Below are 22,093 nucleotides of genomic sequence, written 5' to 3'. Positions count from 1 at the left end.
GCCCGTGGAGTCAGGCCGACGCTCGGACTTCCCGCGCCGCGGCGACCATGTTTCGCAGCGACGCGGTGACCTCGTCGACATTGCGCGTCTTCAGCCCACAGTCGGGATTGACCCAAAGCCGTTGTGCCGGAACGGCGCGCAGCGCCGCACGCAACGACTCGGCCATCTCGCCCTCGCTCGGCACTCGCGGCGAGTGGATGTCGTAGACGCCCGGACCCACGCTGTTGGCGAAGCCGGCGGCGTTCAGGTCGTCCAGCACCTCCATGTGTGAGCGCGCCGCCTCGATGGACGTGACGTCGGCGTCGAGGTCGGCGATGGCCCCGATGACATCGCCGAACTCCGAGTAGCACAGATGCGTGTGGATCTGCGTCGAGTCGGCGACCCCGGACGTAGCCAGCCGGAAAGCGCCTACGGCCCAACGCAAGTACGCGGCCTGCTCGGCGCGACGCAACGGCAGCAGCTCGCGCAGCGCCGGCTCGTCGACCTGGATGACGGCGATACCCGCGTCCTGCAGATCCACGGTCTCGTCCCGAATCGCCAGGGCCACCTGGTTGGCGGTGTCGGCCAGCGGCTGGTCGTCGCGCACGAACGACCAGGCCAGGATGGTGACCGGGCCCGTCAGCATTCCCTTCACCGGCTTGTCGGTCAGGGACTGCGCGTAGGTGATCCACTCGACCGTCATCGGATGGGTGCGCACCACGTCGCCGTACAGGATCGGTGGCCGGACGCAGCGGCTGCCGTAGGACTGCACCCAGCCGTTCTGCGTGGCGAAGAAGCCCTCGAGCTGCTCGGCGAAGTACTGCACCATGTCGTTGCGCTCCGGCTCGCCGTGCACCAGCACGTCCAGGCCGAGTTGTTCCTGCAGGGCGATGACGTCGGCGATCTCCTTGCGCATCTTGCCGATGTACTCGGCCTCGTCGATCTCGCCGGCCCGAAAAGCCGCGCGCGCCTTGCGGATTGCCGACGTCTGCGGGTAAGAGCCGATCGTCGTGGTCGGCAGCGGGGGCAGGTGTAGCCGCGCCTCCTGGCTCGCGCGGCGCGCGGCCGCCTCACCGCGATGAGTGCCCGACGCGACGATCGAGTCGATCCGCGCCCGGACTTGTCCGTTGTGCAGCCGTGGGTCGCCGCGACGGGAGGCGACGGCGGCGTTGGACGCCGCGATCTCGTCGGCGACCGTGTCGCGTCCGTCGTGCAGCGCCCGCGCCAGCGTCACTACCTCGGCGACCTTCTCCCGCCCGAAGGCCAGCCAGCCGCGCAGGGCATCGTCGAGCTCGGTTTCCGGCTCCAGCGAGTACGGCACATGCATCGTCGAGCACGACGTCGACACCGCGACATGGGCCGCGGAGCCGAGCAGGGTCGCCAGTTTGCCCAGCGCGGCCTCCAGGTCGGTGCGCCAGACATTGCGTCCGTCGACGATGCCGGCCACCAGGGTCTTGCCGGCCAATTCCGGGATGCCGGCCGCGGCCGTGTCGGCGCCGGCGACCAGGTCGACGCCGATCGCCTCGATGGGTGTGCGGGCGAGCCCCGCCAGGGACGCGCCCGGGTCGCCGAAGTAGGTCGCGACGTGGATCGCGGGGCGGTTGCTCACCGAGCCCAGCGCGTCGTACACGGTCTCGGCCAGCGCGGGCGCGTCGGGGGAGATGTCGGTTACCAGCGCCGGCTCGTCGAACTGCACCCACTGCGCGCCGTTGTCGGCGAGCAGCGACAGCAGCTCGGAGTAGATCGGGACCAGCTCCTGCAGCCGCTCGATCGGTGCGCCGCCGCCGTTGACGCCCTTGCTCAATAGCAGGAAGGTCACCGGCCCGATGACCACCGGACGCGCCGGAATGCCTTGTCCGAGCGCCTCTTTCAGCTCGGAAAGGACCTTGTCCGGGTTCAGCGCGAACCGGGTTGCGGGCTCGATCTCGGGAACCAGGTAGTGGTAGTTGGTATCGAACCACTTGGTCATTTCCAGCGGCGCGACCTCGTCATTGCCACGCGCGGCGGCGAAGTAGCGGTCCAGCTCATCGGGGACGTCCGCGGCCCTGGCCGGTAGGGCGCCGAGCATGACGGCCGTGTCGAGCATCTGGTCGTAGTACGAGAAGGTGTTCACCGGCACCGAATCCAGGCCGGCGGCTGCCAGGCTTGCCCACATGTCGTGGCGCAATGTGGCGGCGACGGACTCCAATTCCGATCGGCTGGTGCGTCCGGCCCAGTAGCCTTCGGTCGCGCGCTTGAGTTCGCGTTTCGGGCCGATGCGCGGCGAGCCGGTAACCGTGGCGGTGAATGGTGGACTACTTACCAAGTGAGTCACGATGTCGTCCTTCATTCGACGGTTTGGCACACCAACCGCAACGGCCACGGCCAAACGCCCATTCCACGAGGCGATGAGCCCGCCGGACACGGCGCGCCCGGCACAGCCGGCAGGTCTTCGGACTCGCAGGCGCACTGTCGTGGTGCTCCTACGGGCTTACCGCTGCGGGACTGTCCCGGACTTTCACCGGGTTCCCTCTCGCGACGCGTGTCTAACATGCCTCGCTCGATGCCGGCGCGTCAGTCGGCCAGCGCCTCCGCGATGGGCACTTCGCCATTGTTGAATCCGATGGTGCGGCGGATGGTGGAGTCGTCTGCCAGCGCGGCCGCGACGACGAGCGCGACGTCGGCTCGCGACACCTCACCATTGCCCTTGCCGATCGCGATCCGGCCGGTGGCGGGTTCGAGGGTGAGCCGGCCCGGTCCCAGCACCGTCCAGTCCAGCGCGCTGGAGCGCAGATGGGCATCGGCGGCGGCCTTGGCCTCGGCGTATGCAAAGAACGGATTATCTTGCGATACACCATGATCCGGGCCGGCACCGAAGTACGACACCATCACGAACCGCGGCACGCCCGCCTGCCCGGCCGCATCGATGGCCCGGATCGCGGCGTCGCGATCGACGGCATAGGTGCGTGCCGGATTGCCACCGCCGGCTCCGGCGGAGAAGACGACCGCGTCGTGCCCGCTCAGCAATTCGGCAAGCGCGGGGGTATCCAGCTGCTCGATATCGGCCACCACCGGCTGGGCGCCGGTGGCCGCGACGTCGTCGGAGTGCTCGGGATTGCGGAAGACCGAGGTCACCTCGTCGCCACGCTCGGAGAGGATGTGGGCCAGCTGCAGCGCGACCTTGCCGTGGCCGCCGATGATGACGATGCGTGCCATGCCCCGACGGTACTGCGTTTGCGCCGAGCGCCCGGCTGGCCGGGCAGTCGCGGCTTTGCGCCCGGCTGGCCGGGCACTCACGGCTGAGCGAGGCTTGGACTATGCGGCGATCCGCTTCGCCCGGCTACGCCGCGCTCGCGATCGCCCCTAGAGTTTTACCCGCCCCATGATCAGGTCGATGATCGGCTTGCCGGGCGGGTAGGCGCCCGTGAGCGACGCCATCGTGTGCCCGTAGTCCACCAGCAGCGTGATCCCGCTGATGCCGAACGCGGCGGCGCTGTTGAGGAAGCACATGACATCGCCCATTTGCTCCGGGGTATGCACCTTGGAGCCTGTCTCGTCGCGGTAGTCCTGCGCGAAGGTGAGCCATAGGTCGGCGTTGGCCTGGGCCAGCGGGGTATCGGTGGGGCCCGGGCAGATCGCGTTGATGCGGATCCCCTTCTTCAGCAGCGGATAGCCCTGGGTGGCCACGTAGGCGTTGACCACCTTCTTGGAGAAGCCGTAGTGGATGATGCCTTCCGATTCGTGCGCTTTGACCCAGTCCTGGGCCGTCGCGAAGTCCGGCGTGGCCAGGAACTCGTTCAGCAAGTCCAAGTCGTTCTCCCAGCCCATGCCGGCGACCGAGGAGATGAAGCAGATCGCCGCGCCCGAGGGAAGCTGGTTCTTCTCGAGCAGGCGCTCGAGCAGGTACCGGTGGCCGAGGAAGTTGATCGCCATCAGGTCCGTCGTTCCCTCCGCAATGCCGGCGGCCGAGAACACGGCGTGGACCGGGCCGTCCAGCTGCTCGAGCGCGGCGTCGATCGACGCGGGATCGCGCAGGTCCACCTGGATGGACTTGGCGACGTCGTAGTTCACCGGCGCGTAGTCCATCACGATGACCTCGGCGCCGAGCTCGCCCGCCGACTTGGCCGCCGCGGCGCCCATGCCTGTCGCACCACCGACAACGAGCGCGCGCTTGCCGTCGTAGCGCAGCCGATCGACAATGGTCATGGAAATCCCCTTCTCGGTAACTGCCAACCCGGTTCTAACTGCACAACTGTATGGGTAACAGTTATTTGGCTCAATACCGGGTCCGGATTAGCGGCGGCCCTACTTGCCGCGCACGGCAACACCACGCAGGACGGTGTCGCGGGCGTGCACCAGCGCCGTCCGACGGCCGACGGCGCGAAGGATGTTCTCCGGTATCCACTGCAGGCCGATGACGCACCGTGCCAGCATCGCGGTGGAGGCGGCGTCGACGCGGATCTCGCCCGACCGGATTCCATCGGAGAGCAGTGATTTCATCTGGCGAAGGCGCGTTGCGTACAGCCAACCGGGGTTGGGAGTGTTCGGCGGGGATTGCCGCATCCAGGCGAGCTGAATCCGGAACTCGTCGGAAAACCGGTCCAGTGCGTTGACGTTGACCCAGCTGAGCGCGTCCAGCTTTTCGATGGGGGTGGCATCCGAACGCAGCACGCTGACCCATCCGGCCTCGACCTTCCTGCCGAAGGACTCCATGATCGACGCGAGGAGTTCGTCCTTGGATCCGATCACGCGATAGACGGTCCCGGTACCCATGCCCGCGGCCGAGGCGATGTCCCGGATCGTGGTGACTTCATATCCCTTGCGGCCGAACTCCGTTCGTGCCACGGCCCGGATGTGGGCCGCCTTGTCGCGGGGATCGGCCTCGCTGTCGTCGGCCCACGTCTCGATCACGTCACTGGCGGCCTTGAAAGCGTTGGACCGGTCCAGCGCCGAATCGGTAGATGGCCGGGCCGCCAACCCTTGCAAGATGATTCGGCACAGCAGCTCGGCCACCTGGTCGGCGGGAGCGGTGTGGCGCATGACGTCGAGCCCGACCTGCAGCATGGTCTGGCAGACGCGGTCGGCCAGCGTGGGAAGGTCGATGTCTTGTTTGATGTAGCCGCTCCACCGGCCGGCGCGCAGCGTCTGCAGCATCGCCTGCTGAATCGCGGTGGGCTGCTGTTGGGTGAGCTTCACGAGTTCGGGATCGGCGCTCGGCCCCTCGTAGAACGACATCTGCAGGGCAGCCGCGTGTTGCACGGCGCAATTGGCGATCGCGGATCCCAGCTGGATGATCTGCTCCGCGACGGGCCTCGAGTCGGGTTCGTCCAGTCTCGCCTGTGCCGCCAGCCCGATGCGGTCCAAATCGTCCTGATACCGGCGTATCAGCTCGACGAGGATCGCCTCTTTGGACTCGAAATGGTGATAGAGGCTGCCGGGGAGAATGCCTGCTGCGTCGGCGATTTCCTGTAACGACGTCCGCAGTCCCGAGGAGGCGATCAGCGATGCAGCCGTCTGCAGGATCTCGGTGCGCCGCGTTCCCGAGTCGTCCGTGCCGCCTTGATCGAAACGATCCACCGGTCGCCCCGCAGCCAATGATTCGGCCTTGGCCATTCGTCCTCCCGCCGAACCAAATCTTTGTTAAAGGCTACCAGACTTCCCGGAATAAACTCGCTGCATACAGCGGTGACGGACCCATTCTAAAGGCCGGGGCCGTCCCAGCGGTCGCGCGCGACCACCTCCTCGACGGGCCGCCGTCGGGCCGGCCGAAACGCATGTCCGGCCTTCAGGCGGCCCACCGGCAGCAGGCAGCCCTGGACGTACGTCTGCGGAATCCCGAGCAGCCGACGGACCTCGTCTTCACGGTGCAGGTGCAGGGTCGTGACGCACGTCCCGTAGCCGCGGGTGTGCAACGCCAACTGAAAGTTCCACACCGCCGGGAAGATCGATCCGTACAGCGTGGCCTGGTGAAACGACTCGTCGCTGTCGATGCGCGGCAGGTATGGCTGATAGCAGGGGATCACCAGCAACGGCACCCGCGCCATGTTCTCGACCAACCACTCCGTCGACGACATGAGCCGGCCCTCGGGCGTTCCGGCCGGCAGCATGTCGGCGAGCAGGTTGCCGCCGACCCTGAGCAGATACGCCTCGCGGTACAGCTCGGCAATCTTGTCCCGCAACGCGGGATCGGTCACCACCAGCCACCGCCACGCCTGCTGATTCGAGCCGTTGGCGGCCTGCAACCCGATGCGCAGGGCCTCTCGAATGTCGTCGATGTCGACCGGCGCATCCAGGTCGAGCGACTTGCGCGCGGAACGGGTCGCGGTAAGGAGGTACTCGATGTCCATCACGTGCCCACGCCGAGCTGGGCCGCCACGGCGAAGACTTCCTCGAAGATCGAGCCGGGGACCGTGAACGGTTCGGTCGCCGACACCTCCGAAAGGTGAGCTTCGATGTCGTCGGCGGTCGGGTTGCTGTCTTTCTCCGCGAACCAGCCCTGGCCGAGGCCGACGAATACACGGGCGAAACGACCGGCGCAGGCCGAGTAGTTCTGGTGGCTGAATTCGCAGGCCCGGCTCGCCAGGAAAACAACCATCGGTACGACCAGCTCGGGCTTGATCACCCCCAGGAAGCCGATCTCCTCAAGGGCTTTCGGGTCGCCCACGGTTTCGGTCACCATGCGCGAAAAGCCGAACGGGAGCACGGTATTGGAGAGGATGCCGTGCTCGGCGCCCTCGATCGCGATCACGTTTGACAACCCGACGAGCCCGGCCTTGGCCGCCGCATAGTGGGCTTCCAACGGCTGGCCGAACATGCCACCCGAGGAGGAGATGAACACGAACCGGCCATAGCGCTGCCTCTTCATCACCCGGTATGCCGACTGGCTCAGATAAAACCCCCCGTCGAGATGCACGCCGAGCATCTTGCGCCAGTCGTCCGCGGACAGCTCGTCGAACGGAATGCTGTTGAAAATTCCGGCATTACTGACCACGGCGTCGAGCCGGCCGAAGCGCGTGAGCGCCAACTCGACGATCGCCTCGCCACCCTCCGGGCTTGCGACCGAGTCGTGCGAGGCCACGGCCACGCCGCCCTCGCCTACGATCTCGGCGACGACCTGGTCCGCGACGCTGGCGTCGGAGCCGTCGCCGTGCATCGTGCCGCCGAGGTCGTTGACGATCACCAAGGCGCCGCGCCGCGCCAGCTCCAGCGCATATAGCCGACCGAGTCCCCGCCCCGCTCCCGTCACGATCGCGACCTGGTCGGTGAAATCGATCATGACACAGTACCTTTCGCAAGGCGCGCACCGAGTTCCGTGAGATAGCCGTCGGGCCCACCGAGAAATGCGCTCCAGCTCAGCAGCCGTTTGAGGTAGAGGTGGGCGTCGTGTTCCCAGGTGTAGCCGATGCCGCCGAACACCTGGATCGCGGTATCGCCCACGGTGGCCAATCGTCCTGCGAATGCCTTTGTTCGTAACGCGGCCAGATGGCGCTGCTGCGCGTCGGCGTGGTCGGCGGCCCACAGCGCGTGGATCACCCCGCTGCGGGCCAGCTCGACCGTTTCGTACATGTCGACGCACAGATGCTGGATGGCCTGGAACGAGCCGATGACCTGGCCGAATTGCTTTCGCACCTTGGCATATTCGATCGCTAGGTCCATGATGGCCCGCGCGGCGCCGAGCGCGTCGGCGGCGGTGGCGATGAGCACGTCGTCGACCACGGCCGCAACGGCATCCGGGGACGACGTGGCCAGCCGGAGCGCGGGCACGTCATCGAGAGTGACTCGAAAGTGCTTGCGGGTCTGGTCGATACCCCGTTGGGCGGCCACCAAAATGCCCGCGGAGTCGGTATTCACCGCGAAAAGCCCGGTCCCGTCCTCGTTCTCGGCGAGCACGAGAAGAACGTCCGCCGCGGCGGCGTCGGACATCGCGAACTCGCCCCGCAGCACGACGTCGCCGTCGCGCCCGCCGGCCCTGACCGCGGCGTCATTGCGATCCAGTGGTCCGACCGCGGCGATCGTGGTTCCGTCGGCGAGCCCGGTCAAAAGCTCGGCCGCTTCGCCCCCGGCGCCGAGCCTGGCCAGCGCGCGCGGCGCGGCGACCGCGCTCGACAGCCACGGCCCCGGATGCAATGCGGCGCCGAGCTCTTCGGCCACGATGCCCGCCTCGACCATCGTCATGCCGGCGCCGCCGTACTCGGGCGGCACCAACAGCCCGGTCGTCCCGAGGTCGGCGAGGCCGCGCCAGACGGCGCCGGTGGTACCGGTCGGGTCGTCGAGCAGGGCGCGGACGTGTCCAGAAATCGGGGCTTTCTCGGTGAGGAAGTGTCGCGCCGTGTCGCGCAGCGCGACTTGCTCGTCGGTCAATTCGAGGTTCATTGGCGCGGCAATCCGAGCACGCGTTGGGCGGTGATGTTCTTGTTGATCTGGGTCGTGCCGCCGGCGATGGTCAGCGAACGCGACGTCAGGCGGTAGTCGGCCCACCGGTGCTGCTCGCCGCCGGTGCCCAGCACGTCGAAGGCCAGGGCGGCCATGTCCTGTCCGATCTCACCCCAGACGCTCTTGGCGAGGCTGGCCGAACCCATGGCGGTCTTGTCTGAGCCGCCGTGCAGCGTCGCCGAAATCGAGCGCTGGCAAAGCAATTCGAGGTACTTGATGCGCACCTCGATTTCGCCGAGGCGACGTAACGTCATCGGGTCCTGCAGGATGCCGTGCGGGTCATCGGCGGCGGCGAAGTCGGCCACCAATTCCTCCAGCCGCACCTGCATCTCGGCGTAGAGCCGTGCGGCCCCGGCGCGCTCGTGGCTCAGCGTGGTGGTGGCCACCTGCCAGCCGCCGTTCAGCGGGCCCAGCAGGGCGTCCGCCGGAACTCGCGCGTCGTGGAAGAAGATCTCGGCGAAATCGGTGTCGCCGTTGAGCGTGACGAGCGGGCGGACCTCGATGCCGGGCAGCGTCATCTCGACAATCAGGCACGAGATCCCTTTGTGTTTCGGGGCCTCGGGATCGGTACGCACATAGAGCTGGCACCAGTCGGCGCGATGCCCCAGCGAGGTCCAGATCTTCTGCCCGTTGACGACGAAGTCGTCGCCATCGCGCACCGCGCGGGTGCGCAGCGCGGCGAGGTCGGATCCCGCTTCCGGCTCGGACATCCCCTGGCACCAGATGTCGTCCGCGCGCATCATGCGGGGGAGTAGCGTCGTCTTTTGCGTCTCGGTGCCGTATTGCATGATCGCCGGCGCGATGTTGTTCATGCCAATGACGTTGAGCGGCAACGGTGCCCGAGCGCGTGTGGTTTCCTCGGTGTAGACCAGCTGCTCCAGAATCGTCGCTCCGCGGCCACCGTACTCGCGCGGCCAGGACACGGCCGCCCAGCCCGCGTCGGCCATCGCGCGGTTCCAGGCACGAAGCATCGCGAAGGTGGTGTCGTCGCGGCCGGAGGGACGACGGGCGGCGATCAGCTCGTCGGTCAGATTCGCGGACAGCCAGTCGCGCAGCTCGGCGCGGAACTGTTCGACCTCCGCCGGGTAGGAGAAATCCACGTTCTCTTGTTTACCTCGCGCGATTGACTGGGCCAAGCCCCGGACTTTACGTTGGAACAGATATTTGGTCAACGCGGTCCCAACGTTCGGAGGTGGAGCGTGCCAAGCAACGCTCCTGGCGACCGGCCGCAGGTTTTCGGCCTGCTGGCCTCCGCCCTTGCGGGCAGGGCGGTGGCGGTTGCCGAACTGCGACCGGGTGAGCCGCCATGGACCGACGGCCAGACGATTTACCTGGATCCTTCCGCGCCGGCCCGCGCGAAACTCGAAGCGGTTGCCGTCGAGGCTTCGATGCTCGCGGCCGGCAGCCTGGACCCCGACGTCGTGCGTTCCCTGGTCCGCCGCCCGCGGCTCGCCAGGCGATATCTGGCGATCGAGGGGCATCGCGCATTGGTCGGCAATAGCTATCTGCTGCCGGGCGCGCTGGCATCGATGGGCAACCGTGACGTCGCGAGTCGCACGAAGTCGGCCGCCGACTCCCTGCGAATCGCCGAGGGGCGGGAGGCGATCGACGACGCGCCGCCGGAATTCGGCGTCATCCGTGCGGCCAAAGTGCTGGCCGCAGGCTCGGCCAAGCCCGAGGACCGGCGCAACGCCGGTCATGTCCCGCGCGGTGGCGGCGCGAAGCAACTCGACGAGCTGGACGAAGGCGCGATCGATGATTCCGACGATCCCGACATGTTCACCAGCCCGGTGGGCGGCGGTGGCTTCATCGGCAAGTGGCTGAAAAGGATGCTGTCGTCGGCGCGCAAGACCGGTAGCGGCGGTGGTCCGCCCGGCGCGCACACCCCGACGCATCGTACGAACTCCGCCAACCGCGGTCTGCACGCCGTCTCCTCGCTGGCGTCAACCGCGAACGAGGGGGTCGACGACCACGAAACCCACGGCGGCGCCGACGGCGTGACCTATCCGGAATGGGACGTCATGCGCAAGAGCTACCGCCCCGCGTGGTGCACCGTGCACGAAATCGAGCCCCAGATCAAGGCATCGGCGACGCACGCGATCGACGCCGCCATCGGTGTGCGGCGCCCGCTGTCGCGACTCGGGATGGGCCTGCACCGCCGGCACCGCCAGCCGCAGGGCGACGACATCGATATCGACGCGGCGGTCGAAGCCCGCGTGGAGGTGCTGGCCGGGTCGGTGCCCGACGAGGCCGTATATCTCGACAGCCTGCGGCGCCGGCGCGACCTGTCGGTGCTGCTCCTGCTCGATGTGTCGGGGTCGGCGGCGGAGCCCGGAACGGTCGGACGGACGGTGCACGAACAACAGCGTGCGGCGGTCGCCAATCTCGCTGTGGCACTGCACGATTTGGGTGACCGGGTCGCGCTCTACGCCTATTACTCGCAGGGCCGGCGCGCGGTGAATGTGGTGCCCGTCAAACGATTCGACGACCACCTCGACTCCCGAGTCATGAAGCGGCTGAACAGCCTCGAACCCGGCGCATACTCCCGCCTCGGTGCGGCCATCCGCCACGGCTCGGCGGTGCTCGAGGCACGCGGAGGCACGTCACGACGGCTATTGGTGGTGCTGTCCGACGGGCTCGCGTACGACCACGGTTACGAGCGGGCTTACGGGGCCGCGGATGCACGCCGCGCCCTGATCGAGGCGCGCCGCCGCGGTACCGGCTGCGTGTGCCTGACGATCGGAGCGGGAACCGATGTGGGTTCGCTGCGCCGGGTGTTTGGCAGCACCGCGCACGCGACGATCGCGCGGCCCGATCAGCTCGCCGGCGTGATCGGACCGCTGTTCCGATCCGCGCTGCGATCGGCGGAAGTTCGTCGGGGGGTGCCCAAAGCCGCTGTTCAGCGGGCTTGAAACAAACATCTGTTCCGGATAGGCTCGAAAACACCGCGGTGCTGCGGCTGACAGAGGGGACACTATGGCCGACGAGTCCGGAGTCGTTTACCGGAACGGCGTGACCCCCGAAGTGGAGACGGTACGTCCCTACTACAAGGCGATTGGCAGCGAAGAGGCCATCTTCAAGGCGGCATACCGCCAGGGTTTGTCCCTCGTCTTGAAGGGCCCGACGGGGTGCGGAAAGACTCGCTTCGTCGAGGCGATGGCCTTCGACCTCGGCCGGCCGCTGATCACCGTCGCCTGCCATGACGACCTCACCACCGCGGACCTGGTCGGTCGGTACCTGTTGCAGGGCGACGAGACGGTGTGGGTGGACGGTCCGCTCACCCGGGCGGTGCGCGAGGGCGCGATCTGCTATCTGGACGAAGTCGTGGAGGCCCGTCAGGACACCACCGTGGTGCTGCATCCACTCGCAGACCACCGCCGGCAGCTGCCGATCGAGCGGCTCGGTGTCACGCTGGACGCGGCACCCGGCTTCGGCCTCGTGGTGTCCTACAACCCCGGCTATCAAAGCGTGCTCAAGGACCTCAAGGATTCCACGCGTCAGCGGATGGTCGCCATCGAATTCGGTTTCCCCGCAGCCGATGTCGAACAAGCCATCGTTGCGCACGAAGCGGGTGTGGACGAGGCGACCGCGGCCGAGCTGGTGCGCTTCGGGCACGCGATCCGCCGGCTGGAAACCGGCGGGTTGCGGGAGGTCGCCTCGACGCGCGTGCTGATCGCGGCGGGCCGGCTGGTCGCGGAGGGCCTGACCATCCGAGAGGCGGCCCGGGCGGCGATCGCGGGGCCGCTGACCGACGACGTGGCCGTGGGCAAGGGGTTGGGCGAGATGGTCGAGATCTATCTGGGCGGATCCGATGGGGTCTGACGGGGTGAGCTGGGCCCGATGATTGACGGTCTAAACCGCCCCCGCTAGGGTCTGAACAAATATTAGGTTTGCGCGGTCGGGCGCGTGAGCTCGCCATCCGGGAGGTCAGATGTCCTACGAAAGCAGCGCTGAGCCGATCAAGGTCGGCTACCTGATGGACTTCAGGCTGCCGCCGGGCTTTCCCGAAGAACTGAAGGCGTCCTTCACCCAATGCTTTGACCTCGTCTTCGACGAAGCGCACGAGCAGGGCCTGATCGATCGCCCGGTGCAAATGATCTACCGCGAAGTGGAGGGGCTGCCGAAGGGGTCGGTGAAGGCGGTGATCGACGCCTTCGGCGAGCTCGTCGACGAAGGCTGCCTCGTGGTGTTCGGGCCGCACATCACCGACAACTGCGTGCCCGCCCGCGAGGCGATCGAAGAGCGGTTCAAGGTGCCCGCCATCAGCGTCACCGGCACCGACGACTGGCTAGGCGAATGGACCTTCTCCTTCCCGCAGGGCTCGTTGACCGACGAGCCGATCTTCATCGCGGACCTCGTCGCCAAACGCGGGCTCGCCGAGATCGGGGTTCTCGTCGAGCAGAACCTGATCGGCGAGAGCTATCTGAGGAATCTGCGAAGCGCCTGCCGGCGCAAGGGCATTCGCATCGTCGCGGAGGCGGCGATCGCGCAGACGGCTCAGGACATCAACGAGGCCGTGCGCACCCTGCACGACGCCAAGGCCGAAGCGATCGTGCATCTGGGTTTCGGCTTCGGGATCGTGTTCATCAACCCGGCGCTCGAGGCCGTCGATTGGGACCCGCCACGTTTCACCACCACGGCCTTCCAGAACGCGTGGGTGAACCCGATCATGTGGAACGCGTTCATGGGTTGGATCGGGGTCGATCAGTACGACGAGACGAATCGAGTCGGCCAGGACTTCCTGGATCGCTACGCCGCCAGGTACGAGGGCAGCCGTCCCGAATACTGCGTGCCGGTGGTCAACAGCGACGTCGCCGCCACCCTGGTGCGGGCATTCACGGATGCGCACCCGCTCAGCCCGCGCGGCGTCAAAGAGGCGCTGGAGCGGGTGAAGATGATGCCCGCCGCCTCTGGGGCGCCCGGCACCCGGGTCTCCTTCGGCAAATGGACGCGGCGGGCGTGGATGGGTGCCGGCTATCTGGTGGCGCGCACCCTCGACGCCGACGGCACCAACTCGTACTTGGTCGATCGCTTCGGAGAGTGAGGCTGAGGAAATGAGCACTGAGCAATCCGCACCGCTTGCCGCGGAAGAGGAGTCGGCACCCCAGCAGCGAACCGAAAAGCGCGGCTGGGGTGGATGGATCGCCGGCGCCGCCCTGGCGGCGTTTGCGCTCTTCTTCATCGCGAACATGCGCGTCGCACTGGACCCGCGCGTCGCCAATCCGAACGTGCAGGGCCGGCCCCGCCCGGTCAGATTCATCTTCGGCCTGGACTACATCACGTTCCTGCACATTTCCACCGTCATCATGCTGCTGGTGCTGCTCGTGGTGTTCATCAGGGGCTGGCGGCGCAATCCCGGCAGCCCGGTGATGCTGATGTTCCTGTGCACCACGCTGATCGTGTGGCAGGACCCGATCATGAACTGGGCCCCGTTCGCGGTGTACAACCCCGACCTCATCCACTGGCCGGAGTCGTGGCCGCTGGTGTCGCTTTCGCCGACGGTCGAGCCGTTCGTCGTATTCGGTTACGTCACTTTCTATTTCGGGCCCTACTTCCCGGCGATCTGGATCCTGCGCAAACTGCAGGCCAGGTACGGGCCGCAGGCATTCGTGTCGCGGCACCCGCTGGTCAGCCTGGGCGTGCTGACGTGTGCGATCGGCTTCGTCTTCGACGCGTGGCTGGAGATCCAGCTCGTCCACATGGGGATGTACATCTACTCGCAGGTGATCCCGTGGGGCTCGGTATTCACCGGCACGACGTTCCAGTTCCCGCTGATCTGGGAGTCCTTCTCCGTGACGTTCGTGATGGTGCCCGCGGCGATCCTGTGCTATCGCGACGACACGGGTAAATCGGTGGCGGAGAAGCTGGCCGCCAAGGCCAAGATCTTCCCGAGCCGTCCGGTGCTGGGCACCTTCCTGGTGATGTTCGCCATCATCAATGTTTCTTACTTCGCCTACGGCGCGTGGTTCGCCGTCATCAAGGCCACCAAGGCGGCGACCTCGGTCGCCTGCCCGTGGCCCTATCCGGAAGCCAAAGTGTATGACCCGCAAGGGTTTTACGAGAAGGCCGGTGCGCAAGGCCCCTACTCGGTCGGCATTTGGTCGACGTGGATGAGCGGGCAGCCCAACGGCCGACCCGATGTGCAGCCGCCACCGCCCGGTCAGGGTGCTTGTGCCACCCCGAGCAAGAATGGCTGATCCTCGTAGCGTCGTCATCACCGGCGCTTCCCGTGGCCTGGGCTTCGCGTCGGCGGTGCGCCTCCACCGCGACGGGTGGCGGGTGATCGCGGCGATGCGCACACCTGAGAAAGGGATCGCGGCGCTGCGCGAGGCGACCGGAGCGGGCGACGATGACCGTCTGATCGGCGTGCAGCTCGACCTTACCGATGCCGCGTCAATCTCGGCCGCTGCCAAGACAATCGAGGAAGCCGTCGGCGCACCCTACGCACTGGTGCACAACGCCGGGATCTCGGCCGCCGGAATGGTGGAAGAGACAGATATGGACTTGTGGCAGAAGATGTTCGCCACCAGCGTCCTGGGCCCCGTCGCGCTCACTCAGGCGCTGCTGCCGGCGATGCGCGCGGCCGGCGAGGGACGCATCGTGCTGATATCCAGCGCGTCGGGGGTGCGCGGTCAGCCCGGCACCGCGCCGTATTCCGCGGCGAAGGGGGCGCTGGAGCGGTGGGGTGAGTCGATGGCGTGCGAGATCGCGCCCTTCGGTCTCGGTGTCACGGTTTTGGTGACCGGGGTGTACGACACCGACATCATCACCGACGCGGGCACCACCGACGATCGCAATTTCGACGGCCCCTACGCCCGACTGCACACCACCATGAACACCCGCGGCCGGTTCGCGATCCGTTTCGCCAGGCCACCCGAGCGGTTCACCGACGGCTTGGTCAAGGCGCTCGCTGACCGCGCGCCGTTCCGCCGTCGCGGGGTGGGACCGGACGCCTCGATGTTGTTGGCGCTCAACAGGATCCTCCCGGCGTCGGGCATGCATCACATGTCCCGGATCGTGCTGGGCATACCCAGACAGGGTTCGATGCGCGGCGGGACGTGGCCGCTGACCGTCGGCCAACGGCTGATGGTGCTCGCCGCTCGAGTTCTACCGGCGTCGGCGTTGCGACGCTTGGGATCAAAGGAGCAGTAATGGAACAGCTTTTCGACGACTTGGAAGACTTCGGCGCCTTCGACGACGCGGTCTCCGGCGACGTCCGCGACCCGTACACGGAACTGGCCCGACTGCGCCGAGAGGAGCCGGTCCAGCGCCTGGACACCTCGGGGATGCCGCACGAGGAGTCCAAGCCGGTGTTCATCGTCTACCGCCACGAGGAAGCCCAGCAGATGCTGCGCGACAACGAGACGTTCTCGTCGGCTGCCGTCATCGCGGCGTTCGGGCCGGTGCTGGGCGAAGGCGTGATGCTCGGCATGGACGAGCCGGTGCACGGCCGGCTGCGGTCGCTGGTGTCAAAGGCCTTCTCGCAGAAGGCCTTAGCCCGCTGGGAAGACGAGCTTGTCGGGCGCGTCGCCAACAGTCTGATCGACAAGTTCGCGGCGAACGGCAAGGCCGACCTGGTCAAGGAATTCACCTTCGACTATCCCAGTCAGATCATCGCCGGGCTGCTGGGCCTGCCGGAGGAGGACTACCCGCAGTTCCAACGCTGGTCCATCTCCCTGCTCAGCTGGATCCTCAACCCGGAACGCGGGCTCGCGGCGTCGGCCGCGCTATGTGACTACTTCGCACCGATCCTCGAGGCCCGCCGCGCCGAACCGAAAGACGATTTGATCAGCGCGCTGGCCCAGGCGGAGATCGACGGCGAGAAGCTCGACGACGAGGAGATCTTCTCGTTCTTGCGGCTGCTGCTGCCCGCCGGCGTGGAGACCACGTATCGCGCGCTGGGCAGCCTGCTCCTGGCGCTGCTGTCCGACCCCGCGCAGCTGGACGCCATCCGCGCGGACCGATCGCTGCTGCCCCAGGCCATCGAAGAAGGTGTGCGGTGGGAACCGCCCCTCCTGACCATCACCCGGGTCGCCACCCGCGACACCGAGCTCGGCGGGGTGCCCATACCGGAGGGTTCGACGGTGATGCCGATGCTGGGATCGGCCAACCGGCAGGAAGACCGCTACCCCAATCCCGAAACGTTCGACATTTACCGACAGGCGCGGGGGCACCTTGGCTGGGGTCATGGCGTGCACGTCTGCCTGGGCATGCACCTGGCGCGGCTGGAGATGCGTACCGCCATCAACCTGCTGCTGGATCGGCTACCGAATCTGCGGCTGGACCCGGACGGGGATGACCCGCACATTCGGGGGCAGGTTTTCCGGTCGCCGACGTCGGTTCCGGTGCTCTTCGACCCCCAGTAACCAGCCCGGCAGCGGTTGCACCTTGTCAATCGGCTAGTTTCCAGTAAGGCTCTCCGTAGCCCCTCAACGGACCCAGAAGAGAGTGACAGATATGACCGAGGCTGTAAAGGTTCGCTTCGAGCCCAAAATGATGATCGATGGCAAGCTCGTCGAGGGCCAGGCAGGCACCTTCACCAACATCAACCCGGCGACCGAGGAATCGCTCGGCGAGGTCGCTGACGCGTCGAAAGAGGACATGCACCGGGCCATCGACGCCGCCCGGCGCGCCTTCGACGAGACCGACTGGTCGACTAACCGTGAGCTTCGCAAGCGCTGCCTGTTGCAGCTGCACGACGCGATCGAATCCGAGAAGGAGGAGCTGCGCGAGGAACTCATCCTCGAAGTTGGTTCCCCACGGGCCATCACTTTCGGCCCCCAGCTGGACGCCCCGCTGGCCGACGGACTGAAGTACCCGGCGCGACTGATCGACGAGTACGCGTGGGAAACCGACCTCGGCGACCGGGTGATCAGCCTGACCGGCGCCAACACCTCCGTCAAGGTCTGGCGGGAGCCGGTGGGCGTGGTCGGCGCGATCGTGCCGTGGAACTTCCCGTTCGAAGTCACCCTCAACAAGCTCGGCCAGGCACTGGGAACCGGCAACACCGTGGTGCTCAAACCGGCGCCCAACACCCCGTTCAACGCGACCCGGCTAGGTCGGCTGATCGCCGAAAAGACCGACATCCCGGCCGGCGTCGTCAACGTCGTCACCGCGTCGGATCACTTTGTGGGCGAGGAGCTTACGCTCTCGCCCAAGGTTGACCTGATCTCGTTCACCGGCTCGACGGTGGTCGGCAAGCGGATCATGGAAAAAGGCGCGGCCACCATGAAGCGGCTGTTCCTCGAACTCGGCGGCAAGTCGGCCACCATCGTCTTGGAGGACGCCGACTTCGGGTTGGCGTGTGCGATCGGCATCGCCCCGTGCATGCACGCGGGCCAGGGTTGCGCCAACCCGACGCGGATGCTGTTGCCGCGGTCGCGCTACGACGAGGGTGTGGCAATCCTCAAGGGCATCTACGAGAACGTCACGTGCGGCGACCCGCAGGACCCCGGAACCCTGTGCGGTCCGGTGATTTCGCAGCGACAGTTCGAGCGGGTGACCGGCTACATCAAAAAGGGCGTCGAAGAGGGCGCCACCGCGCTGGTCGGCGGGCCCGGCGCGGAGACTGGTTTCGACAAGGGATACTTCATCCGCCCAACGCTTTTCACCGACGTCGACAACTCCATGACCATCGCCCAAGAGGAGATCTTCGGGCCGGTGCTTTCGGTGATCCCGTTCGACGACGAGGAGGACGCGATCCGGATCGCCAACGACAGCGTGTACGGCTTGGCCGGCAACGTGATGTCGGGTTCGCTGGAGCATTCGCTGGCGGTGGCTCGCCGGATCAAGGCCGGCTTTATCGGCGTCAATGGCGGGGCGCCGTACGGCGCCGACACGCCGTTCGGCGGTTACAAGCACAGCGGGGTGGGCCGCCAGAATGGCGTTGCCGGATTTGACCAGTACACCGAAATCAAATCCGTGGGGTATCCGGCCGGCTGAGTCGTCGGCGTCGAGCTGAAGCGCCGAAATTGCCGTGAGGGCTGTAATTTTGGGGTCGATCGCAGCCATGGCGGCAATCTCGGCGCGGTGGCCGATGTGACCACCGGTCGCGAATGGACCACCCCGCTCTGCGACCGCCCAACGCATGGTTGACAATCGACCCAACAGCACTTCGTTAGTTTGTCTGTCAAAGGAGACACCATCATGGCTGAAGCCGTCATCGTCGAGGCAGTGCGCTCACCGATCGGGAAACGCAACGGCGGGCTGTCCGGGGTGCACCCCGCCGACCTGTCCGCGCAGGTCCTCAACGGGTTGGCGGACAAGGCCGGCATCGACCCCGGGATCGTCGACGACGTCATCTGGGGCTGCGTCATGCAGGCCGGCGAACAGGCCCTCGACATCGGCCGCACCGCGCTGCTGGCGGCCGGCTGGCCGGAGACCGTGCCGGGCGTGACCGTCGACCGCCAGTGCGGGTCGAGCCAGCAGTCCATACATTTCGCCGCCGCAGGAGTGGTGGCCGGGCACTATGACGTCGTCGTCGCCGGCGGCGTGGAGTCGATGTCACGGACCCCGATGGGATCGTCGTTGGCGGGCGGCGGCAACCCGTACCCCAAGGCTTTCAAGGACCGCTATGACCGGACACCCAACCAGGGCCTGGGCGCGGAGATGATCGCCGAGCAGTGGGGCCTCGACCGGCTCGCGCTCGACGAGTTCTCCCTGGGATCGCACGAAAAGGCCGCGGCGGCACAGGATTCCGGTGCTTTCGACGACCAGATTGTGGGCATCAAGGACGAGGACGGCAACGTCGTCCTCAAGGACGAAGGCATCCGCCGCGGTACGCCGATGGAGAAGATGGCGTCGCTGAAGCCGGCGTTCAAGGAGGACGGCGTGATCCACGCGGGCAACTCCTCGCAGATCTCTGACGGCTCGGCCGCGATCCTGTTCATGTCCGCCGAGAAGGCCAAGTCGCTCGGTCTGAAGCCGCTCGCCAAGGTGCACACCGCGACGCTGGCCGGAGCCGACCCGGTGATCATGCTGACCGCGCCGATCCCGGCGACGCAGAAGGTGCTGAAGAAATCCGGGCTCAGCATCGGCGACATCGGGGCGTACGAGGTCAACGAGGCGTTCGCGCCCGTGCCGCTGGCGTGGCTGAAGGACATCGGTGCCGACGAGAAGAAACTCAACCCCAACGGCGGCGCGATCGCGCTCGGCCACCCGCTCGGCGGTTCGGGCGCGCGGCTGATGACCACGCTGCTCTACCACATGCGGGACAAGGGAATTCGTTACGGCCTGCAGACCATGTGTGAGGGCGGGGGTCAGGCCAACGCCACCATCGTGGAACTCCTGTGACCGAAGCCGCGCAGCCGGCGGTGCTGGTCGACCGGACCGGCAACGTCATGGTCATCACGATCAACCGCCCCGAGGCGCGCAACGCCGTGAACAGTGCGGTGAGCATCGGAGTCGGTGACGCGCTGGAGGAAGCACAGCACGACCCCGACGTGCGCGCGGTGGTGATCACCGGCGCCGGTGACAAGTCGTTCTGCGCCGGAGCCGACCTCAAGGCGATCTCGCGCCGGGAAAACCTCTACCACCCCGACCATGGTGAATGGGGCTTCGCCGGTTACGTGCACCACTTCATCGACAAGCCCACCATCGCCGCGGTCAACGGCACGGCATTCGGGGGCGGCACCGAGCTGGCGCTGGCCAGCGACCTGGTGGTGGCCCACGAGCACGCTCAATTCGGGCTGCCCGAGGTCAAACGCGGACTGATCGCCGCGGCCGGCGGTGTCTTCCGGATCGTGAACCAGCTGCCCCGCAAGGTGGCGATGGAGCTGCTGTTGACGGGTGAGCCGCTGACGGCATCCGACGCCTGGGAGTGGGGCCTGGTCAACCAGGTGGTCAAGGAGGGCTCGGTGCTGGATGCGGCCTTGGCGTTGGCGGCGCGGGTGACCGTCAATGCGCCGCTGTCGGTGCAGGCCAGCAAGCGCATCGCCTGCGGGGTCGACGACGGCGTGATCACCGCCGACGAAGCGGGCTGGGAGCGCACCATGCGCGAGATGCGTGTCCTGATCAGATCCGAGGACGCCAAGGAGGGACCGCTGGCGTTCGCCGAAAAGCGGGATCCGGTTTGGAAGGCGCGCTAACCGGCGAGGACGTTCACGCCGGCCCGGAACGCGCCGGGCAACAGCGCGCCGGCCGGCACGATGGCACGGCGAACTACCCGCGGCGTGCTGGCCAGCACCAGCGCCCGGGTCAGCAGGCGATAGTCGCGGGTAATCCGGTGCCACGCGGCTTCGTATGACGAGGGGTCGTCACGAATTATTGCCCCGACCACCGCGGCCGCTTGCTTGACCGCGAGGCTGATGCCCTCGCCGGTCAGCGCGTCCTCATAGCCCGCCGCGTCGCCCACCAACAGCACCCGGCCGGCAACCCGGCGGGGAACCACCTGGCGCAGCGGGCCGCAGCCGCGGGCCGCCCCGCGGTCGGCGCCCGCCAGGTGCTCCGCCAGCCGCGGGAACCAGGCGAGGTCAGGTTGTCCGCTGGACAGGATCGCCACGCCGACCAGATCCGGTTCCACCGGCGTCACGTACGCCTCGCCCCAGCGCGACCAATGCACTTCGACGAACTCCGACCACACCGGCACCCGAAAATGCCAGCGCACGCCGAAACGGCGCGGCCTGCCGGCCTTCGCCGTGATTCCGACGGCACGCCGGACCGCCGAATGCAATCCGTCGGCGGCCACCAACCATTTCGCGCGCACGCCCGCGGCCGTCACGCCGTGCGCGTCCTGCTCGACGCCTGCCACCTTTGCCCGGATCCACTCGGTATCTTGCTCTTTGGCCCGTGCGGCCAGCGCCGCGTGCAACGTGGTGCGCCGCACGCCGCGGCCAGGGCCGGCGCGAAATCGCGCCTCGGCACGACGATGTTCACCGACGTAGGCGATGCCGTGAAATGGCATGCCGGCCGGGTCAACTCCCAACGACATCAGCTCGCGAAGCCCGCCGGGCATCAGCCCCTCGCCGCACGCCTTGTCGATGGGGCTGTCGCGCGGCTCGACAACGATCACCGAAAGCCCTTGCCGGCGAGCGTGTAACGCTGTGGCGAGGCCTCCGGGGCCACCGCCGACGATGAGCAGATCGGTGTCAAAGTTCGTCATGTGTAGCCCAACGCGGAGTTCTCCACGTGCACACGCACCCTGAGCAACATCGCGTTGGCCAGGGTGAAAATGGCCGCGGTCAGCCACGCCGTGTGCACCAACGGCAGCGCAAACCCTTCGGCCACCACTGCAACATAGTTCGGGTGATGCAGCCACCGGTAGGGGCCCTGCCGCACCAGCGGCGCGTCCGGTAACACGATCACCCTGGTGTTCCACCGCCGGCCCAGCGTCGCGATGCACCACCAGCGCAGCCCCTGGCTCAGCACCACCACGGCCAGCATCGGCCAGCCGAGCCAGGCGATGAACGGGCGGTGCAGCGCCCAGGCTTCGACGATGCAGCCCACCAGCAGCGCCGTGTGCAGGACGACCATCACCAAGTAGTGCCGACGGCCAAACTCCTTGGCGCCCTGGGCAAAAGACCACCGCGCGTTCCGCTTGGACACCACCAGCTCTGCCACGCGTTCGATCCCGACCGCCAGGATCAGCAGGTAATACATGTCTTCACTATCTCGTGACCGGGCACTGCCACGCCAGCAGGGTTCACGTACCGGGTTACGGTGGCGTAGCCGCGTCGGTTCAAACCGTGCGGTAAACGGTTGGCTT

At 67.2% G+C, this 22,093-nt stretch carries 19 protein-coding genes and 1 riboswitch; of the genes, 9 read left to right on the top strand and 10 right to left on the bottom strand.

Annotated elements, in window-relative coordinates:
• Positions 1–10: 10 nt before the first annotated feature.
• The 8 genes from metE to A5736_RS17275 form a co-directional block, all read right to left on the bottom strand.
• Complete coding sequence (metE, locus tag A5736_RS17310; RefSeq protein WP_076247565.1) at positions 11–2,308, bottom strand: 5-methyltetrahydropteroyltriglutamate--homocysteine S-methyltransferase; 2,298 nt, start codon at positions 2,306–2,308, stop codon at positions 11–13.
• 75 nt (positions 2,309–2,383) lie between these two features.
• Positions 2,384–2,544: riboswitch (cobalamin riboswitch) on the bottom strand.
• Positions 2,533–3,174 (bottom strand): NAD(P)-dependent oxidoreductase, encoded by a 642-nt coding sequence (locus A5736_RS17305; protein WP_076127710.1) that lies wholly within the window; start codon positions 3,172–3,174, stop codon positions 2,533–2,535. It overlaps the preceding riboswitch by 12 nt.
• Positions 3,175–3,321: 147 nt before the next feature.
• Positions 3,322–4,164, bottom strand: a complete 843-nt coding sequence (locus A5736_RS17300; protein ID WP_076127712.1) for an SDR family oxidoreductase — start codon at positions 4,162–4,164, stop codon at positions 3,322–3,324.
• Positions 4,165–4,263: 99 nt separating this feature from the next.
• The gene (locus A5736_RS17295; RefSeq protein WP_076247564.1) at positions 4,264–5,571 is read right to left on the bottom strand and encodes a TetR/AcrR family transcriptional regulator; all 1,308 of its coding nucleotides are present in this window, start codon (positions 5,569–5,571) and stop codon (positions 4,264–4,266) included.
• An 86-nt stretch (positions 5,572–5,657) separates the two neighbouring features.
• Positions 5,658–6,305, bottom strand: coding sequence for a nitroreductase family protein (locus A5736_RS17290; RefSeq protein WP_076127716.1), 648 nt, complete (start codon positions 6,303–6,305; stop codon positions 5,658–5,660).
• On the bottom strand, positions 6,305–7,234 hold the full coding sequence (locus A5736_RS17285; RefSeq protein WP_076247562.1) for an SDR family NAD(P)-dependent oxidoreductase: 930 nt from the start codon (positions 7,232–7,234) through the stop codon (positions 6,305–6,307). The genes A5736_RS17290 and A5736_RS17285 overlap by 1 nt, the downstream gene beginning before the upstream one ends.
• Positions 7,231–8,331, bottom strand: a complete 1,101-nt coding sequence (locus A5736_RS17280) for an acyl-CoA dehydrogenase family protein (protein WP_076247560.1) — start codon at positions 8,329–8,331, stop codon at positions 7,231–7,233. The genes A5736_RS17285 and A5736_RS17280 overlap by 4 nt, the downstream gene beginning before the upstream one ends.
• Positions 8,328–9,491 carry an acyl-CoA dehydrogenase family protein gene (locus tag A5736_RS17275; protein ID WP_076247558.1) on the bottom strand — a complete coding sequence of 388 codons (1,164 nt, stop codon included), beginning with the start codon at positions 9,489–9,491 and terminating at the stop codon, positions 8,328–8,330. Before A5736_RS17275 ends, A5736_RS17280 begins: the two co-directional genes overlap by 4 nt.
• 99 nt (positions 9,492–9,590) lie before the next feature.
• Between A5736_RS17275 and A5736_RS17270 the strand changes: the two genes are divergently transcribed.
• The 9 genes from A5736_RS17270 (at position 9,591) to A5736_RS17230 (ending at position 20,477) form a co-directional block, all read left to right on the top strand.
• On the top strand, positions 9,591–11,303 hold the full coding sequence (locus tag A5736_RS17270; RefSeq protein ID WP_076247557.1) for a nitric oxide reductase activation protein NorD: 1,713 nt from the start codon (positions 9,591–9,593) through the stop codon (positions 11,301–11,303).
• A 64-nt stretch (positions 11,304–11,367) separates the two neighbouring features.
• A complete protein-coding gene (locus tag A5736_RS17265; RefSeq protein ID WP_076247555.1) occupies positions 11,368–12,213 on the top strand; it encodes a CbbQ/NirQ/NorQ/GpvN family protein in 846 nt (281 codons plus the stop codon).
• A gap of 109 nt (positions 12,214–12,322) precedes the next feature.
• Entirely contained in the window at positions 12,323–13,435 is a 1,113-nt protein-coding gene (locus A5736_RS17260; protein WP_076247553.1) for an ABC transporter substrate-binding protein, read from the top strand.
• Between the two features lie 10 nt (positions 13,436–13,445).
• Positions 13,446–14,588: a spirocyclase AveC family protein gene (locus tag A5736_RS17255; RefSeq protein WP_076247551.1), complete on the top strand. Its 1,143-nt coding sequence runs from the start codon at positions 13,446–13,448 to the stop codon at positions 14,586–14,588.
• Positions 14,581–15,543, top strand: a complete 963-nt coding sequence (locus A5736_RS17250) for an SDR family oxidoreductase (RefSeq protein ID WP_076247550.1) — start codon at positions 14,581–14,583, stop codon at positions 15,541–15,543. The genes A5736_RS17255 and A5736_RS17250 overlap by 8 nt, the downstream gene beginning before the upstream one ends.
• Positions 15,543–16,757, top strand: a complete 1,215-nt coding sequence (locus A5736_RS17245) for a cytochrome P450 (RefSeq protein WP_076247548.1) — start codon at positions 15,543–15,545, stop codon at positions 16,755–16,757. The genes A5736_RS17250 and A5736_RS17245 overlap by 1 nt, the downstream gene beginning before the upstream one ends.
• A 91-nt stretch (positions 16,758–16,848) precedes the next feature.
• The gene (locus tag A5736_RS17240; protein ID WP_076247547.1) at positions 16,849–18,333 is read left to right on the top strand and encodes an aldehyde dehydrogenase family protein; all 1,485 of its coding nucleotides are present in this window, start codon (positions 16,849–16,851) and stop codon (positions 18,331–18,333) included.
• A 204-nt stretch (positions 18,334–18,537) separates the two neighbouring features.
• Positions 18,538–19,683 (top strand): thiolase family protein, encoded by a 1,146-nt coding sequence (locus A5736_RS17235; RefSeq protein WP_076247545.1) that lies wholly within the window; start codon positions 18,538–18,540, stop codon positions 19,681–19,683.
• 47 nt (positions 19,684–19,730) lie between these two features.
• Positions 19,731–20,477, top strand: a complete 747-nt coding sequence (locus A5736_RS17230; RefSeq protein ID WP_371328393.1) for a crotonase/enoyl-CoA hydratase family protein — start codon at positions 19,731–19,733, stop codon at positions 20,475–20,477.
• Here A5736_RS17230 and A5736_RS17225 read toward each other — a convergent pair.
• Positions 20,474–21,490 carry an NAD(P)/FAD-dependent oxidoreductase gene (locus A5736_RS17225; protein WP_076247542.1) on the bottom strand — a complete coding sequence of 339 codons (1,017 nt, stop codon included), beginning with the start codon at positions 21,488–21,490 and terminating at the stop codon, positions 20,474–20,476. The genes A5736_RS17230 and A5736_RS17225 overlap by 4 nt on opposite strands.
• Positions 21,487–21,987, bottom strand: a complete 501-nt coding sequence (locus tag A5736_RS17220) for an isoprenylcysteine carboxyl methyltransferase family protein (protein ID WP_076247540.1) — start codon at positions 21,985–21,987, stop codon at positions 21,487–21,489. Before A5736_RS17220 ends, A5736_RS17225 begins: the two co-directional genes overlap by 4 nt.
• Positions 21,988–22,093: the final 106 nt, after the last annotated feature.

It is taken from the genome of Mycobacterium sp. SP-6446, from assembly GCF_001954045.1.
Lineage (GTDB): Bacteria > Actinomycetota > Actinomycetes > Mycobacteriales > Mycobacteriaceae > Mycobacterium.
The sequence above is the reverse complement of the archived record's forward strand: the minus strand, read 5'-3'. Positions and strand labels throughout refer to the sequence as shown.

What these genes read in the sequence shown, in the direction of transcription:
- A5736_RS17240 (WP_076247547.1), top strand. Translation starts at nt 16,849, where the DNA reads ATGACCGAGGCTGTAAAGGTTCGCTTCGAGCCCAAAATGATGATCGAT.
- A5736_RS17255 (WP_076247551.1), top strand. Translation starts at nt 13,446, where the DNA reads ATGAGCACTGAGCAATCCGCACCGCTTGCCGCGGAAGAGGAGTCGGCA.
- A5736_RS17280 (WP_076247560.1), bottom strand. Translation starts at nt 8,331, where the DNA reads ATGAACCTCGAATTGACCGACGAGCAAGTCGCGCTGCGCGACACGGCG.
- A5736_RS17265 (WP_076247555.1), top strand. Translation starts at nt 11,368, where the DNA reads ATGGCCGACGAGTCCGGAGTCGTTTACCGGAACGGCGTGACCCCCGAA.
- metE (WP_076247565.1), bottom strand. Translation starts at nt 2,308, where the DNA reads ATGAAGGACGACATCGTGACTCACTTGGTAAGTAGTCCACCATTCACC.
- A5736_RS17250 (WP_076247550.1), top strand. Translation starts at nt 14,581, where the DNA reads ATGGCTGATCCTCGTAGCGTCGTCATCACCGGCGCTTCCCGTGGCCTG.
- A5736_RS17230 (WP_371328393.1), top strand. Translation starts at nt 19,731, where the DNA reads ATGGTCATCACGATCAACCGCCCCGAGGCGCGCAACGCCGTGAACAGT.
- A5736_RS17220 (WP_076247540.1), bottom strand. Translation starts at nt 21,987, where the DNA reads ATGTATTACCTGCTGATCCTGGCGGTCGGGATCGAACGCGTGGCAGAG.
- A5736_RS17305 (WP_076127710.1), bottom strand. Translation starts at nt 3,174, where the DNA reads ATGGCACGCATCGTCATCATCGGCGGCCACGGCAAGGTCGCGCTGCAG.
- A5736_RS17260 (WP_076247553.1), top strand. Translation starts at nt 12,323, where the DNA reads ATGTCCTACGAAAGCAGCGCTGAGCCGATCAAGGTCGGCTACCTGATG.
- A5736_RS17290 (WP_076127716.1), bottom strand. Translation starts at nt 6,305, where the DNA reads ATGGACATCGAGTACCTCCTTACCGCGACCCGTTCCGCGCGCAAGTCG.
- A5736_RS17295 (WP_076247564.1), bottom strand. Translation starts at nt 5,571, where the DNA reads ATGGCCAAGGCCGAATCATTGGCTGCGGGGCGACCGGTGGATCGTTTC.
- A5736_RS17225 (WP_076247542.1), bottom strand. Translation starts at nt 21,490, where the DNA reads ATGACGAACTTTGACACCGATCTGCTCATCGTCGGCGGTGGCCCCGGA.
- A5736_RS17235 (WP_076247545.1), top strand. Translation starts at nt 18,538, where the DNA reads ATGGCTGAAGCCGTCATCGTCGAGGCAGTGCGCTCACCGATCGGGAAA.
- A5736_RS17245 (WP_076247548.1), top strand. Translation starts at nt 15,543, where the DNA reads ATGGAACAGCTTTTCGACGACTTGGAAGACTTCGGCGCCTTCGACGAC.
- A5736_RS17285 (WP_076247562.1), bottom strand. Translation starts at nt 7,234, where the DNA reads ATGATCGATTTCACCGACCAGGTCGCGATCGTGACGGGAGCGGGGCGG.
- A5736_RS17300 (WP_076127712.1), bottom strand. Translation starts at nt 4,164, where the DNA reads ATGACCATTGTCGATCGGCTGCGCTACGACGGCAAGCGCGCGCTCGTT.